The following is a 14846-nucleotide window of genomic DNA, read 5'->3' on the forward strand; positions in this document are numbered from 1 at the left end:
CCTCTGGCTTGACGTCTACGGATACCTGCTAACCACATGTTTAGAATAAGAAAAGGACTTGATTTACCGATCGCAGGCAGACCTGAGCAGCAGGTTACTGCCGGCGCTGGCGTTCGCCATGTTGCTCTTTTGGGCGACGATTACGTGGGGATGCGCCCCTCGATGCTGGTGCAGGAAGGCGATCGCGTCATTAAGGGGCAGGCGCTGTTCGAGGATAAAAAAAATCCCGGCGTTCTGTTCACGGCACCCGCCAGCGGAACGGTTGTGGGCATTCATCGCGGCGAGCGCCGCGTCTTCCGGTCCATGGTCATTCGTATTGAAGGAAACGAACAGCGTGAGTTTACCCGCTATGATCCTTCGGCGCTGTCTACCCTCAGCCGCGATACCGTTCAGGCGCAGCTGCTCGATTCCGGCCTGTGGACCGCGCTGCGCACGCGTCCATTCAGTAAGTCTCCCGTTCCCGGCTCGGTGCCCGCCGCCATCTTCGTCACGGCAATCGACACCAACCCGCTGAGCGCCGATCCCGAGCCTCTCATCCTGACGGAAAGAAAGGCGTTTGATGCGGGGCTAACTGTCTTAACGCGGCTGACGGCGGGAAAAGTCCACGTTTGCCAGGCGAGCGGAGGCAAGCTGGGCGGCCATCCGCAGGGGCAGGTCACCTTTAATGCGTTTGCAGGCCCCCATCCGGCGGGGCTTGTGGGAACCCATATCCATTTCCTCGAGCCGGTCAGCCTGGCGAAGCAGGTGTGGCATCTCAACTATCAGGACGTGATTGCCATCGGCAGGCTTTTCACCACCGGCGAGCTGTGGACCGAGCGGACGATCGCCGTTGGCGGACCGCAGGCGGCGCATCCGCGCCTGGTGCGCACGCTTCTGGGAGCGGACATTAGCGAACTGCTGGTGGGCGAAACAAAACCCGGTGAGAATCGCCTGATTTCCGGATCGGTGCTCAGCGGCAGGCAGGCGGTGGGCGAGCAGGCTTTTCTTGGCCGTTTCCATCTCCAGGTCAGCATCGTCCAGGAAGGGCGCGAGAAAGAGCTCTTTGGCTGGGTGCTGCCGGGGGCCGATAAGTATTCGGTGACCCGCACCACGCTAGGCCACTTCCTTCGGGACAAGCTGTTTAATTTCTCCACCAGCACGCACGGCGGTGAGCGCGCCATGGTTCCCATCGGCAACTACGAGCGCGTCATGCCGCTGGATATTCTGCCAACGATGCTGCTGCGCGATCTGCTCGCCGGGGATTCCGACAGCGCTCAGGCGCTGGGATGCCTTGAGCTGGATGAAGAAGATCTTGCGCTCTGTACCTATGTCTGTCCGGGTAAATACGAATATGGATCCGTATTACGCGAGGTGTTAACCCGCATTGAGCAGGAAGGATAACTGATGGGCTTAAAACACCTCTTTGAAAAAATGGAGCCGCACTTTACCGAGGGTAAGCTGAAAAAGTATTACCCCCTGTTTGAGGCGACGACGACCATTTTCTATACCCCCGGGCAGGTGACGAAAGGGGCGGGGCACGTCCGCGACGCCATCGACCTCAAGCGAATGATGATTTTAGTCTGGTTTGCGGTCTTCCCGGCCATGTTCTGGGGCATGTACAACGTGGGCCTGCAGACCATTCCTGCGCTGCACCATTTGTACGACGCCCCGCAGCTGGCGCAGGTGATCCAGTCTGACTGGCACTATCGGCTGGCGCAGTCGCTTGGCGTGAGCTTTGCGGCGGACGCGGGCTGGATAAGCATGATGACGCTGGGCGCCGTATTCTTCCTGCCGATTTACCTCACGGTGTTTATCGTCGGCGGCTTCTGGGAAGTGCTGTTTGCCATTATCCGCAAACACGAAATTAATGAAGGCTTCTTCGTCACCTCCATCCTGTTTGCCCTGATCGTACCGCCCACGCTGCCGCTCTGGCAGGCGGCGCTGGGCATCAGTTTTGGCGTGGTGATTGCTAAAGAGATCTTCGGCGGAACCGGGCGTAACTTCCTTAACCCGGCGCTGGCGGGGCGTGCATTCCTGTTCTTCGCCTATCCGGCGCAAATCTCTGGCGATCTGGTCTGGACGGCGGCAGACGGTTTCTCCGGCGCGACGCCGCTGTCCCAGTGGGCCGCGCACGGCGGTGAAACGCTGGTCAATAACGCTACCGGCCAACCCGTCACCTGGTTTGATGCCTTTATTGGCACAATCCCCGGCTCTATCGGTGAAGTTTCCACGCTGATGATTTTGATTGGCGGGGCCATTATTTTGTTCGGGCGCGTGGCGTCGTGGCGGATTGTGGCAGGCGTGATGCTGGGCATGGTGCTGACTGCCACGATGTTCAACGCTATCGGTTCCACAACCAATCCCATGTTTGCGATGCCGTGGTACTGGCATCTGGTGCTGGGCGGCTTTGCGTTCGGCATGATGTTTATGGCAACCGATCCGGTTTCGGCCTCGTTTACCGACAAGGGGAAATGGTGCTACGGCGCGCTCATCGGCGCGATGTGCGTACTGATTCGCGTGGTCAACCCGGCCTATCCGGAAGGGATGATGTTGGCCATTTTGTTTGCCAACCTGTTTGCGCCGCTCTTTGATTATCTGGTCGTGCGCGCCAACATTAAGCGGAGGAAGGCGCGTGGCTGAAATTAAAAACAACGACAGCATCGGCAAAACGCTGCTGGTGGTGCTGGTACTGTGCCTGGTGTGTTCCATCGTGGTTGCGGGCTCTGCCGTTGGTTTAAAGCCGCTGCAGCAGGAGCAGCGCGCGCTGGATAAACAGCGCAATATACTCGCCGTCGCCGGGCTAATGCAGGAAGGCATGAGCGCAGACGACGTTTCGAGTATCTTTGCCGAACGCATTTCGGCGCGGCTGGTGGACTTAAAAACGGGCGAGCTGCTGGACAAAGATCCGGCCACGTTTAACCAGGCGCTGGCGCTGAAAGATCCGCAGATGAGTTTGTCGCTGGAGCCCGGGCAGGATCCGGCCGGCATCAAGCGACGCAGCAACCTCGCTGAAATCTATCTGGTACGCGACGATCAAAAGCGGGTTCAGGAAATGGTGCTGCCGATTTACGGCAACGGCCTGTGGTCGATGATGTACGCTTTCGTCGCGCTTGATACGGACGGCCGCACCGTTAAGGGCATTACGTATTATGACCAGGGCGAAACGCCGGGACTGGGGGGCGAAATCGAAAACCCTAACTGGCGGGCGCAGTTTGTCGGTAAAAAAGTGCTCGACGATAGCGGCCAGCCCGCGCTGAAGGTGATGAAAGGAGCTGCACGTCCCGGCGACGAATACGCCGTCGACGGACTATCCGGGGCAACGCTCACCTCAAACGGGGTGCAGCACAGTTTTGATTTCTGGATGGGCGAGATGGGCTTTGGGCCTTTCCTGAAAAACGTACGTGAAGGAGCGCTGAACAATGGCTGATACGGGTGAACTAAAAGAAGTCAAAAAGGTGCTGATTGGTCCCCTGCTTGCCAATAACCCAATTACGCTGCAGGTGCTGGGCGTTTGTTCGGCGCTGGCGGTCACCACCAAGCTGGAAACCGCGCTGGTAATGACCGTTGCGGTAACGCTGGTCACGGCGTTTTCCAGCATGTTTATCTCAATGATCCGCCACCACATTCCGAACAGCGTGAGGATCATCGTGCAGATGGCGATCATCGCGTCGCTGGTGATCGTGGTCGATCAGCTGCTGCGCGCGTTCGCCTATGAAACCTCAAAGCAGCTCTCGGTGTTCGTCGGTCTGATTATCACCAACTGCATCGTGATGGGACGCGCGGAAGCCTACGCCATGAAAATGCCGCCGCTGGCGAGCTTTATGGACGGCATCGGCAACGGGCTGGGATATGGCGCGATCCTCCTGACGGTGGGTTTCCTGCGCGAGCTTATCGGCAGCGGCAAGCTGTTTGGCATCCCGGTGCTGGATACGGTACAAAACGGCGGCTGGTATTTACCAAATGGCTTATTCCTGCTGGCGCCAAGCGCATTTTTCATTATCGGTCTGCTGATTTGGCTTATTCGCACGCTGAAGCCTGAACAGCAGGAAAAGGAGTAACCGACAATGGCTCATTACCTGAGTTTGTTTGTGCGCGCGGTATTTGTCGAAAACATGGCGCTCGCGTTTTTCCTCGGCATGTGTACGTTCCTCGCGGTGTCCAAAAAGGTATCGACGGCGTTCGGCCTGGGCATCGCGGTCACCGTTGTGCTGGGGCTATCCGTACCGATCAACAATCTGGTGTTCAACTACGTTCTGCGCGACGGGGCGCTGGTGGAGGGCGTGGATCTCAGCTTCCTGAACTTCATCACCTTCATTGGGGTGATTGCGGCGCTGGTTCAAATCCTGGAGATGATCCTCGATAAATATTTCCCGTCGCTCTACAACGCGCTGGGGATCTTCCTGCCGCTGATTGCCGTTAACTGTGCGATTTTTGGCGGCGTCTCGTTCATGGTTCAGCGTGATTACAACTTCAGCGAATCCATCGTCTATGGCTTCGGGTCGGGCATCGGCTGGATGCTGGCAATCGTCACCATGGCGGGCATCCGCGAAAAAATGAAATACGCCAACGTGCCTGCAGGACTGCGCGGCTTAGGGATCACCTTTATCACCACCGGGCTAATGGCGCTGGGCTTTATGTCCTTCTCCGGTGTGCAGCTTTAAGGGGAAATGAATGGAAATTATTCTTGGCGTAGTGATGTTCACGCTGATTGTGCTGGTGCTGTCGGGGCTGATTCTGGCCGCGCGCGCGAAGCTGGTGAATACCGGCGACGTTATCATTGATATCAACGGCGAACTGCAAAATCAGATCCGCACGCCTGCGGGGGATAAACTGCTTAACACGCTCTCCGGCAAAGGAATCTTTGTCTCTTCGGCCTGCGGCGGCGGCGGTTCATGCGGGCAGTGCCGGGTAACGGTAAAAGAGGGCGGCGGCGATATCCTGCCAACCGAGCTGGCGCATATCACCAGGCGTGAAGCAAAAGAGGGCTGCCGTCTGGCCTGTCAGGTTGCCGTACGCCAGAACATGAAGATTGAGCTGCCGGAGGAGATCTTCGGCGTCAAAAAGTGGGAATGCGAAGTCATCTCTAACGATAACAAAGCCACCTTTATCAAAGAGCTTAAGCTGCGCGTGCCCGACGGAGAAGACGTACCGTTCCGTGCGGGAGGCTACATCCAGATAGAGTGCCCGGCCCATACCGTTGCGTATGCAGATTTTGACGTGCCTGATGAATACCGCGCCGACTGGGATAAATTCACTCTTTTCCGCTTTGTTTCTGACGTGAAAGAGCCAACGCTGCGCGCCTATTCCATGGCTAACTACCCGGACGAGAAGGGCATCATTATGCTCAACGTGCGTATCGCCACGCCGCCGCCGAACGTGCCGGGCGCGCCGCCGGGGATCATGTCATCGTATATCTGGTCCCTTAAGCCCGGTGACAAGGTGACCATCTCCGGTCCGTTCGGGGAGTTTTTCGCCAAAGACACCGAGGCGGAAATGGTCTTCATCGGCGGCGGTGCCGGTATGGCCCCGATGCGGTCGCACATTTTTGACCAGCTCAAACGGCTTGGCAGCAAGCGTAAAATCAGCTTCTGGTACGGCGCGCGCTCGCTGCGCGAAATGTTCTATGACGATGAGTTTGAACAGCTGGCGCGGGAGAATCCGAACTTTACCTTCCACGTGGCGCTCTCCGATCCGCAGCCGGAAGATAGCTGGACGGGATACACGGGATTCATCCATAACGTGCTCTATGAAAACTACCTCAGGCAGCATCCTGCACCAGAGGACTGCGAGTTCTATATGTGTGGCCCGCCGATGATGAACGCGGCGGTGATCAAGATGCTTAAAGATCTCGGCGTGGAAGATGAGAACGTCATGCTCGACGACTTTGGAGGCTAATAATGCTGACGTTTCTGGCAACCTTCGCGGTGTTTTTGCTGGTGGTATTCGGCATGTCCTTAGGCTGGATCATCAAGCGTAAAAGCATTCAGGGCAGCTGCGGCGGTATCTCTTCCCTTGGCATGGAAAAGGTCTGCGACTGCCCGGAGCCGTGCGATGCCCGCAAAAAAAGAATGGCGCGCGAACAGCAGCGTATTTTATAAGAATGCGTTGTTCTAAACGTGAACTTATCAGGCCGCATGTGCGGCCTGTTTCATTACTTAATCCACGCTTTTGCTTTTGCAGGAGAATCCGTCATTACGCCGTCGGCGTTGAGCGCTACGGCTTTCTGGTAATCCTCCGCTGAGTTCACGCCAATAAAGATAATGTGCGCGTTACCCTGAGAGCGGAAACAGTCCATCGCCTCTTTATCCCAGGTCAGCGTTGCAGGTGAAACGCCTTCACCGAGGGTAAATTTCTCGACCACCTCAACCTTTCTGTTCAGCTCCAGCCCGTACCAGTAGGCTTGCATCGTCTTTTCAGGCGCCAGACACTGATGGCTGAGTGAAATATTTGCCAGGCGGGTTCGCGTTTCGCTGCGGGTCACAAACCGTGGGACCTCTGGCGCAAGCGCATTCAGATAGCGATCCTCCGTGGAATAGACGCGAACGCGATTGAGGCTTTTCGTCTCGTTAAGCACGGATAGAAGCGCTTTACCCATTGTTGCAGGATCGGCATCCGGCGATTTTATATCTATATAAAACGGCGTGTTGGGCCAGGTTTTGAGTACGGTTTCCAGCGTGGGAATCGTAGCGCCTTTGCCACGCCACGGGTGGGCGTCGTCTCCCCACTTCCATCCGGCATCCACGGTTGAAAGCTTTGCCTGACTGTATTGCGAGATTTTACCCGTCAGATTCGTCAACGCGCTGAGATCGGAAGGGCGGTAAAGAACCGGTACGCCGTCTTTGGTGAGCTGCACGGTGATCCAGATTGCCTGGGCTTTGTTTTCCAACGCCAGCTGGATGGCGGGTAGGGTATTTTCTGGCGCATCACCCGTTCCGCCGCGGTGGGCGATGAGCTGAGGCGCGGCGCAGGCGGACCCTGCCATGACCATAAGTGAGAGTGCAATTATCTTTTTCATGAATAAATCCATTTAACTAATTGATTATTAATATTAATGATTCAATTTATAACGTTTTTTTGTACCACGTCTTTATGTCAAAAGAGAGACGTAAATCCGCTACCGCATTTTTTATGCTCTGATATACTGTATATAAATACATGTGTGGTAAGAGACATGCGCAAAATTATCCATGTTGATATGGACTGTTTTTTTGCCGCCGTGGAGATGCGTGACAACCCGGCGCTGCGGGACATCCCCATCGCCATTGGCGGCAGTCGCGTTCAGCGCGGCGTTATCAGCACGGCCAACTATCCCGCGCGTAAATTTGGCGTGCGCAGCGCCATGCCTACCGCAATGGCATTAAAGCTTTGCCCTCATCTCACGCTGCTTCCCGGCCGCTTTGAAGCCTACAAAGAAGCGTCGCTGCACATCCGTGAGATCTTCTCTCGCTATACCTCGCTGATCGAACCCCTGTCGCTGGATGAAGCCTATCTGGATGTGACCGACAGCCTGCACTGCCACGGATCGGCGACGCTAATGGCGCAGGAGATCCGCCAGACGATTTTTAAAGAGCTCAACCTGACCGCATCGGCAGGCGTCGCGCCGGTAAAATTTCTCGCCAAAATCGCCTCGGACCTGAACAAGCCTGACGGTCAATACGTCATCACGCCGGAAGATGTGCCCGCCTTTTTAAAAACGCTGCCGCTCGGAAAAATCCCGGGCGTGGGAAAAGTTTCCGCCGCTAAGCTGGAAAGCATGGGATTACGGACCTGCGAAGACGTGCAGCGCAGCGATCTGGCGCTGCTGCTCAAGCGTTTTGGCAAGTTTGGCCGCGTGCTGTGGGAGCGCAGTCAGGGGATTGACGATCGCGATGTAAACAACGAACGGCTGCGCAAATCCGTCGGGGTTGAGCGAACCTTGATTGAAGATATTCATGACTGGTCCGCGTGCGAAACCATTATCACGGAACAGCTCTATCCCGAACTGGAACGGCGTCTAAGCAAGGTTAAGCCGGACCTGCTCATTGCGCGTCAGGGTATCAAGTTGAAGTTCAATGATTTCCAGCAGACGACGCAGGAGCACGTCTGGCCGCGCCTGAATAAAGACGATCTTATCGCGACGGCAAAAATGGCGTGGGAGGAACGGCGGGCAGGGCGAGGCGTTCGGCTGGTGGGGCTCCACGTCACGCTGCTTGATCCGCAGCTGGAGCGACAGCTGGTGCTGGGGCTGTAAAAAAGCCCGGTGGCGCTTCGCTTACCGGGCTTACGTTTTTCATCCTCTCCCCTTGGAAGAGGGCTGGGGTGAGGGGATTACTTCGCAGGAATCGCCTTCAGCAGTTCAGTCAGCAGCGTCCAGTAGTGGCCTACGCTTTCGATATGAACCTGCTCATCCGGCGAGTGCGGCCCGGTGATGGTTGGCCCAATGGAGACCATGTCCATGTCCGGGTACGGTTTTTTGAACAGACCGCACTCCAGGCCCGCGTGGATCACCTGAATGTTCGGCGTGCTGTTGAACAGACGCTGGTAGGTTTCACGCACCAAAGCCATTACCGGAGAACTTGCATCCGGCTGCCAGCCCGGGTAGCTGCCTTTTGCGGACGTTTTCGCGCCTGCCAGGGTGCCCAGTGATTCCAGCATGCTCACCACGTACTCTTTACCGCTGTCGATAAGGGAGCGGATCAGGCAGATGATTTCCGCGCTGTCGTCAGCCATGGTCACCACGCCCACGTTCAGTGAGGTTTCCACCACGCCTTTTGCGACGTCAGAATTGCGGATCACGCCGTTTGGCGTTGCGTTCAGCAGCTGTACAAAAGCGTCACAAGACTGTGCGGTCAGCGCGGCTTTATCCGTCGACACGGACTCCAGCACCACGGTCAGGTTTTTCTCTTTAACGGACAGTTCGTTTTTCAGGATATCCAGATAGACGCTGGAGAGCTTTTTCAACTCGTCCGCTTTTGCCGCGGGTACGGCGACGGTGGCGAACGCTTCGCGCGGGATAGCGTTACGCAGCGTGCCGCCGTTGAAATCGACCAGACGCAGATCCAGATCGGCCGCGTGGCCCGCCAGGAAGCGCGCCAGCAGCTTGTTGGCGTTGCCCAGGCCGAGGTGAATATCGCCGCCGGAGTGGCCGCCCTTCAGCCCTTTCAGCGTCAGCTTGAAGGTCTGGAAGCCAGCAGGAATCGCTTCACGGGAGAGCGGCAGGGTAGAGATGAAATCAATCCCGCCCGCGCAGCCCATGTAGATCTCACCTTCTTCTTCGGAGTCGGTGTTGATCAGAATGTCCGCCTGAAGCCAGTTAGCCTGCAGACCAAACGCACCGTCCATGCCCGCTTCTTCGGTCATGGTCAGCAGCACTTCCAGCGGGCCGTGCTCAACGCTGTCGTCGGCCAGCACCGCCAGCGCGGACGCCATGCCGATACCGTTGTCCGCGCCGAGCGTGGTGCCGCGCGCTTTCACCCACTCACCGTCAATGTATGGCTGAATAGGATCTTTGGTGAAGTCGTGAACGGTGTCGTTGTTTTTCTGTGGAACCATGTCCAGGTGCGCCTGCAGCACAACCGGCTTACGGTTTTCCATGCCTGCCGTCGCCGGCTTGCGGATCAGGATGTTGCCAACCTGGTCACGCTCGGCGTGAAGTCCTTTCTCCTTCGCCCAACCCATAATATGTTCGGCAAGTTGTTCTTCATGGTAGGAAGGGTGCGGAATAGAACAGATTTTGGCAAAAATATCCCACAGCGGCTGTGGCGATAATTGAGACAGTTCAGACACGATAAGTCTCCTTGTCGATGCGCTGCAAATAAGTTTGCAGGGCACAGGGTTAGCAGGTTAATAGTTACCACAAGTCAGGCTTGCGAGATGCCTTTGAGAATACCACTTTCTCCGGGCGCGGGTAGCATAAAGCATGCAAAAACTCAGGCTTGGGGCGCTAAAGACTGGTTTTTAGTGCGCCAGATCTCTATAATCTCGCGCAACCTATTTCCCCCTCGAACACTTTTTAAGCCGTATAAAAACAGGCTGGGACACTTCACATGAGCGAAAAATACGTCGTCACCTGGGACATGTTGCAGATTCACGCACGCAAGCTGGCTGCGCGTCTGATGCCTTCCGAGCAGTGGAAGGGCATTATTGCCGTCAGCCGTGGCGGTTTGGTACCGGGGGCGCTGCTGGCACGTGAGCTGGGTATTCGCCATGTCGATACCGTTTGTATCTCCAGCTATGACCACGACAACCAGCGTGAGCTGACCGTGCTGAAGCGCGCGGAAGGCGACGGTGAAGGCTTCATCGTCATTGACGATCTGGTGGACACCGGTGGTACCGCGGTCGCTATCCGTGAAATGTATCCAAAAGCGCATTTCGTGACCATCTTCGCGAAGCCTGCGGGCCGTCCGCTGGTTGACGATTACGTGATTGATATCCCGCAGGACACCTGGATTGAACAGCCATGGGATATGGGCGTGGTCTTCGTTCCGCCTATCTCTGGTCGCTAAGCCAGAACGTAACTTTACACGCCCGGCACTGCCGGGCGTTGTTCTTTTTAGCCTGTACCGCGTTACAATGGTCTCTATATGACGTATTCATGGAGGCAACGTAATGACGCAGGCGAATCTCTCCGAGACGCTCTTTAAACCCCGCTTCAAGCACCCGGAAACCTCGACGCTGGTGCGCCGCTTCAATCCCGGAACCATGCCTGCCGTACAATCCGCGTTAGACGGTAAAAACGTGCCCCACTGGTATCGCATGATTAACCGCCTGATGTGGATCTGGCGCGGCATCGATCCCCGGGAAATTCTCGATGTGCAGGCGCGCATCGTGATGAGCGAGGCCGAGCGTACCGACAGCGAGCTTTACGATACGGTGGTGGGCTATCGCGGCGGAAACTGGATCTATGAGTGGTCTACGCAGGCGATGCTCTGGCAGCAAAAGGCCAGCCAGGAAGAGGACGCCGCGCTAAGCGGCAAGCACTGGCTGCATGCGGCGAACCTTTACAGCATTGCGGCTTACCCGCACCTCAAGGGTGACGAGCTGGCAGAGCAGGCCCAGGCGCTGGCGAATCGCGCTTATGAAGAGGCCGCTCAGCGCCTGTCGTGCCGCATGCGCGAAGTTGAATTTACGGTTCCGGGCGGATCGCCGGTAACGGGGTTCCTGCACATGCCGGACGGGGAAGGTCCTTTCCCGACGGTGCTGATGTGCGGTGGCCTGGATTCGCTGCAAATCGACTATTTCAGCCTGTTTGAGCGCTATTTCGCCCCGAAAGGGATCGCGATGCTCACGCTGGATATGCCTTCAATTGGCTTCTCAACGAAGTGGAAACTGACGCAGGATTCCAGCCTGCTGCACCAGCACGCGTTGAAAGCGCTGGAGAACCTTCCCTGGGTCGATCACACCCGCGTCGCCGCATTCGGCTTCCGCTTCGGTGCGAACGTCGCGGTGCGCCTGGCGTACCTGGAGTCCTCGCGCCTGAAAGCGGTGGCGTGCCTCGGGCCCGTCGTTCACGCGCTGCTAAGCGATCCGAAGCTGCAGGGCAGCGTGCCGGAAATGTATCTCGACGTGCTGGCGAGCCGCCTCGGCATGCACGATGCCTCCGATGAAGCGCTGCGCGTTGAGCTTAACCGCTATTCGCTGAAAACGCAGGGGCTGCTGGGCCGACGCTGCCCGACGCCGATGCTGTCGGGCTTCTGGAAAAACGATCCTTTCAGCCCGGAAGAGGAGTCGCGTTTAATCACCTCGTCATCTTCGGATGGCAAACTGCTCGAGGTGCCATTCAGCCCGGTGTATCAGAATTTTGACAAGGCGCTTAACGAAATTACGCGTTGGATAGAAAAGAGATTGTGTTAAGAGATTGCTAAATTTCGCTGGTTTGGTAAAACAGTGGCTTCACAAAAGGAGATCGCAATGACGTTACCGAGTGGACACCCGAAAAGTAGACTGATTAAGAAGTTCATGGCTCTTGGCCCGTATATTCGAGAAGAGCAGTGTGAAGAGAATCGCTTTTTTTTCGACTGCCTGGCTGTTTGCGTCAATGTGAAGCCTGCACCCGAAAAACGTGAGTTTTGGGGCTGGTGGATGGAAATGGAAGCAGAAGAAAAGCGCTTTACCTATAGCTATCAGTTTGGTCTGTTTAATAAAGACGGTGACTGGCAGGCTGCGCCTATCAAGGATCAGGAAGTGATTGACCGTCTTGAGTTCACGCTGAAAGAGTATCTTGGGAAGGCTCGCGCGCTGCTGGCAACGCTGGACCTGAAGCTGGAACCGGCGGATGATTTTTCCAGCGAGGCGGTGAAGCTCACCGCATAGCGGGCGAGCTCGCTGGCCGACAAAATGCTGTTCTGTATGCCCGGTGAGCACAGCGCCACCGGGCACAAAAAAACCGGCTCAAAGCCGGTTTTTTATTATCGTAAAATCAGAACTGGTACGTCATACCCAGGGCAACGATATCATCGCTGCTCACGCCCAGCTTATTATCGTCATCGATCTGGTTGATTTTATAATCAACAAATGCGGACATATTTTTGTTGAAATAATAGGTCGCGCCCACGTCGATGTATTTCACGATATCTTCATCACCGACGCCTTCAATATCCTTACCTTTAGACTGGACATAGCCCAGGGACGGACGCAGGCCAAAATCAAACTGATATTGCGCAACCACTTCGAAGTTTTGCGCTTTATTTGCAAAACCGCCTGAAATTGGCGCCATATTGCGGGTTTCAGAATAAATGGTCGCCAGGTAAATGTCGTTAGCGTCATATTTCAGACCGGTCGCCCAGCCTTCCGCTTTTTTACCTTCACCGCGCGCCTGCAGGTTCTGTTCGTTGGTGCGATCCGAGCTGGCGTAAGCGCCAATGACGGAGAAATCGCTGCCGCCGAAGTCATAGCTCAGAGAGGTACCGAAGCCGTCGCCGTTCTGTTTTTTCACATCGCGGTTTTCGTTTTTACCCTGATATTGCAGGGTCATGTCCAGGCCATCAACCATTCCGAAGAAGTCGGTATTGCGGTATGTGGCAAGGCCGCTGGCGCGTTTGGTCATGAAGTTATCGGTCTGCGCCAGGCCGTCGCCGCCAAATTCAGGGAACATATCGGTGTAGGCGGCAACGTCATACAGTGCGCCCAGGTTACGGCCGTAGTCGAATGAGCCGAAGTCCTTGAGCTTAATACCCGCGAAGGCCAGACGGGTTTTCTGTGAAGAATCACTTTCCGCTTTATTGCCCGCAAATTCAGCTTCCCAGCGGCCGTAGCCCGTCAGCTGATCGTTAATCTGCGTTTCGCCTTTAAAACCAAAACGCACGTAGGTTTGGTCACCGTCTTTAGCGTCATCATCACTGATGTAGTGCATCGCTTTTACTTTGCCGTACACGTCCAGTTTATTACCGTTTTTATTATAAACTTCTGCTGCGTGGACAGATGCGGAAGCCACTACGCCCATTACCACTAATGCCAGAGAACTTTTTTTCATTTTCAATCCTGAGTGTTTTATAAACGCGCTAATATTCGCTGAACGATAAGCTCATGCTTATGTCCCGTGAAAACAGGAAGGGTTTTAACGCTCTGGAATGAAACTTTTATGACAAATTAAGAATTAATCTAAAAATTTGTGATTTATTATTTCAGTCATAAAAGTGTAAAAATCTGCCGCTACGCTTCCTGATCCCGCGCAACAAAGTGTTCCGCTTTGTGCTAAGTCGGTTGGCAACGGGGCTGAGTCCTGCTAAAACGTCTGATTACATCATTTTCCCTTATTGTTGAACGGCAGAGAATCATGAGTGACAGCCAGACGCTGGTAGTAAAACTCGGTACCAGTGTTTTAACAGGCGGATCGCGCCGCCTTAATCGCGCCCACATCGTTGAGCTTGTACGCCAGTGCGCTCAGCTGCATGCCTCAGGGCATCGTATCGTTATTGTGACCTCCGGCGCGATTGCTGCCGGGCGCGAGCATCTGGGCTACCCCGAACTCCCCGCGACGATCGCATCCAAACAGCTGCTGGCCGCCGTGGGACAAAGCCGACTCATTCAGCTCTGGGAGCAGATGTTCTCTATTTACGGCATCCACGTCGGGCAGATGCTGCTGACGCGTGCGGATATGGAAGACAGAGAGCGCTTTCTGAACGCCCGCGACACGCTGCGCGCGCTGCTGGACAACAACATCGTTCCCGTCATTAACGAAAACGACGCCGTCGCGACCGCTGAAATCAAAGTGGGCGACAACGATAATCTCTCCGCGCTGGCCGCGATTCTGGCTGGCGCGGATAAACTGCTGCTTCTGACCGATCAGCAGGGGCTGTTCACCGCCGACCCGCGCTCAAACCCGCAGGCCGAGCTGATCACCGATGTGCATGGCATCGACGACGCGCTGCGCGCCGTCGCAGGGGATAGCGTTTCCGGTCTCGGCACCGGCGGCATGGGCACCAAGCTGCAGGCCGCCGACGTGGCCTGCCGCGCCGGTATCGACACCATCATTGCCGCAGGCAGCCGCCCCGGCGTGATTGGCGACGTGATGGAAGGCATTTCGGTAGGCACGCGCTTCCACGCGCAGGAATCGCCGCTGGAAAACCGCAAGCGCTGGATTTTCGGCGCGCCGCCAGCGGGTGAACTGACCGTGGACGAAGGGGCCACCGCGGCAATTCTGGAAAGAGGGAGTTCATTACTTCCAAAAGGAATTAAAAGCGTGACAGGTAACTTCTCCCGTGGTGAAGTGATCCGCATCCGCAATCTTGACGGTCGCGACATCGCCCACGGCGTAAGCCGCTACAACAGCGACGCGCTGCGCCGCATTGCCGGCCATCACTCGCAGCAGATCGACGCTATCCTGGGCTATGAATATGGTCCGGTTGCCGTGCATCGCGACGACATGATTATTCGTTAAGGAGCCTGAA

15 protein-coding genes are annotated in these 14846 nt (G+C 56.0%); 12 read left to right on the forward strand and 3 right to left on the reverse strand.

Going from position 1 to position 14846, the window contains the following annotated elements; translation table 11 throughout:
- Positions 1-36: 36 nt before the first annotated feature.
- Genes AB8804_RS05985 through nqrM form a run of 7 tightly spaced genes read left to right on the forward strand, consistent with a single transcriptional unit; the run spans position 37 to position 6077 of the window.
- On the forward strand, positions 37-1380 hold the full coding sequence (locus tag AB8804_RS05985) for a Na(+)-translocating NADH-quinone reductase subunit A (RefSeq protein WP_371184123.1): 1344 nt from the start codon (positions 37-39) through the stop codon (positions 1378-1380).
- 3 nt (positions 1381-1383) lie between these two features.
- Entirely contained in the window at positions 1384-2619 is a 1236-nt protein-coding gene (locus AB8804_RS05990; protein WP_371184125.1) for an NADH:ubiquinone reductase (Na(+)-transporting) subunit B, read from the forward strand.
- Complete coding sequence (locus AB8804_RS05995) at positions 2612-3406, forward strand: Na(+)-translocating NADH-quinone reductase subunit C (protein WP_371184127.1); 795 nt, start codon at positions 2612-2614, stop codon at positions 3404-3406. The genes AB8804_RS05990 and AB8804_RS05995 overlap by 8 nt, the downstream gene beginning before the upstream one ends.
- A complete protein-coding gene (locus tag AB8804_RS06000; protein WP_112011177.1) occupies positions 3399-4037 on the forward strand; it encodes an NADH:ubiquinone reductase (Na(+)-transporting) subunit D in 639 nt (212 codons plus the stop codon). Before AB8804_RS05995 ends, AB8804_RS06000 begins: the two co-directional genes overlap by 8 nt.
- 6 nt (positions 4038-4043) lie before the next feature.
- Positions 4044-4640 (forward strand): NADH:ubiquinone reductase (Na(+)-transporting) subunit E, encoded by a 597-nt coding sequence (nqrE, locus tag AB8804_RS06005; protein WP_371184130.1) that lies wholly within the window; start codon positions 4044-4046, stop codon positions 4638-4640.
- 10 nt (positions 4641-4650) lie between these two features.
- Entirely contained in the window at positions 4651-5874 is a 1224-nt protein-coding gene (gene nqrF, locus AB8804_RS06010; protein WP_371184133.1) for an NADH:ubiquinone reductase (Na(+)-transporting) subunit F, read from the forward strand.
- Between the two features lie 2 nt (positions 5875-5876).
- Entirely contained in the window at positions 5877-6077 is a 201-nt protein-coding gene (nqrM, locus tag AB8804_RS06015) for a (Na+)-NQR maturation NqrM (protein WP_371184135.1), read from the forward strand.
- Between the two features lie 53 nt (positions 6078-6130).
- On the opposite strand, the gene AB8804_RS06020 is transcribed toward nqrM, so the two are convergent.
- Positions 6131-6994, reverse strand: a complete 864-nt coding sequence (locus AB8804_RS06020; protein WP_371184137.1) for a glycerophosphodiester phosphodiesterase family protein — start codon at positions 6992-6994, stop codon at positions 6131-6133.
- A gap of 156 nt (positions 6995-7150) precedes the next feature.
- Between AB8804_RS06020 and dinB the strand changes: the two genes are divergently transcribed.
- Positions 7151-8209: a DNA polymerase IV gene (dinB, locus tag AB8804_RS06025; protein ID WP_371184139.1), complete on the forward strand. Its 1059-nt coding sequence runs from the start codon at positions 7151-7153 to the stop codon at positions 8207-8209.
- A 77-nt stretch (positions 8210-8286) separates the two neighbouring features.
- Here the strand turns inward: dinB and pepD are convergent, their stop codons facing one another.
- The gene (gene pepD, locus AB8804_RS06030; protein WP_371184141.1) at positions 8287-9744 is read right to left on the reverse strand and encodes a cytosol nonspecific dipeptidase; all 1458 of its coding nucleotides are present in this window, start codon (positions 9742-9744) and stop codon (positions 8287-8289) included.
- 260 nt (positions 9745-10004) lie between these two features.
- Here pepD and gpt point away from each other — a divergent pair, with 260 nt between their 5' ends.
- The 3 genes from gpt (at position 10005) to crl (ending at position 12270) form a co-directional block, all read left to right on the forward strand.
- Positions 10005-10463, forward strand: a complete 459-nt coding sequence (gpt, locus tag AB8804_RS06035; protein WP_010427903.1) for a xanthine phosphoribosyltransferase — start codon at positions 10005-10007, stop codon at positions 10461-10463.
- Positions 10464-10566: 103 nt separating this feature from the next.
- A complete protein-coding gene (frsA, locus tag AB8804_RS06040; protein WP_371184146.1) occupies positions 10567-11811 on the forward strand; it encodes an esterase FrsA in 1245 nt (414 codons plus the stop codon).
- A gap of 57 nt (positions 11812-11868) precedes the next feature.
- Entirely contained in the window at positions 11869-12270 is a 402-nt protein-coding gene (gene crl / locus AB8804_RS06045) for a sigma factor-binding protein Crl (RefSeq protein WP_371184149.1), read from the forward strand.
- 106 nt (positions 12271-12376) lie between these two features.
- Here crl and phoE read toward each other — a convergent pair whose 3' ends face one another.
- Positions 12377-13429 (reverse strand): phosphoporin PhoE, encoded by a 1053-nt coding sequence (gene phoE, locus AB8804_RS06050; RefSeq protein WP_371184151.1) that lies wholly within the window; start codon positions 13427-13429, stop codon positions 12377-12379.
- 303 nt (positions 13430-13732) lie between these two features.
- Here phoE and proB point away from each other — a divergent pair, with 303 nt between their 5' ends.
- Positions 13733-14836, forward strand: coding sequence for a glutamate 5-kinase (gene proB, locus AB8804_RS06055; protein WP_371184153.1), 1104 nt, complete (start codon positions 13733-13735; stop codon positions 14834-14836).
- The last annotated feature ends 10 nt before the right edge of the window (positions 14837-14846 follow it).

The organism is Enterobacter sp. KBR-315C3_2022 (assembly GCF_041399425.1).
GTDB lineage: Bacteria > Pseudomonadota > Gammaproteobacteria > Enterobacterales > Enterobacteriaceae > Enterobacter.

Bases quoted from the DNA above. Each gene is read 5' to 3' on its own strand.
- AB8804_RS06000 (WP_112011177.1), top strand. From the start codon at position 3,399: ATGGCTGATACGGGTGAACTAAAAGAAGTCAAAAAGGTGCTGATTGGT.
- nqrM (WP_371184135.1), top strand. From the start codon at position 5,877: ATGCTGACGTTTCTGGCAACCTTCGCGGTGTTTTTGCTGGTGGTATTC.
- phoE (WP_371184151.1), bottom strand. From the start codon at position 13,429: ATGAAAAAAAGTTCTCTGGCATTAGTGGTAATGGGCGTAGTGGCTTCC.
- crl (WP_371184149.1), top strand. From the start codon at position 11,869: ATGACGTTACCGAGTGGACACCCGAAAAGTAGACTGATTAAGAAGTTC.
- AB8804_RS05985 (WP_371184123.1), top strand. From the start codon at position 37: ATGTTTAGAATAAGAAAAGGACTTGATTTACCGATCGCAGGCAGACCT.
- nqrE (WP_371184130.1), top strand. From the start codon at position 4,044: ATGGCTCATTACCTGAGTTTGTTTGTGCGCGCGGTATTTGTCGAAAAC.
- gpt (WP_010427903.1), top strand. From the start codon at position 10,005: ATGAGCGAAAAATACGTCGTCACCTGGGACATGTTGCAGATTCACGCA.
- AB8804_RS06020 (WP_371184137.1), bottom strand. From the start codon at position 6,994: ATGAAAAAGATAATTGCACTCTCACTTATGGTCATGGCAGGGTCCGCC.
- frsA (WP_371184146.1), top strand. From the start codon at position 10,567: ATGACGCAGGCGAATCTCTCCGAGACGCTCTTTAAACCCCGCTTCAAG.
- nqrF (WP_371184133.1), top strand. From the start codon at position 4,651: ATGGAAATTATTCTTGGCGTAGTGATGTTCACGCTGATTGTGCTGGTG.
- proB (WP_371184153.1), top strand. From the start codon at position 13,733: ATGAGTGACAGCCAGACGCTGGTAGTAAAACTCGGTACCAGTGTTTTA.
- AB8804_RS05990 (WP_371184125.1), top strand. From the start codon at position 1,384: ATGGGCTTAAAACACCTCTTTGAAAAAATGGAGCCGCACTTTACCGAG.
- dinB (WP_371184139.1), top strand. From the start codon at position 7,151: ATGCGCAAAATTATCCATGTTGATATGGACTGTTTTTTTGCCGCCGTG.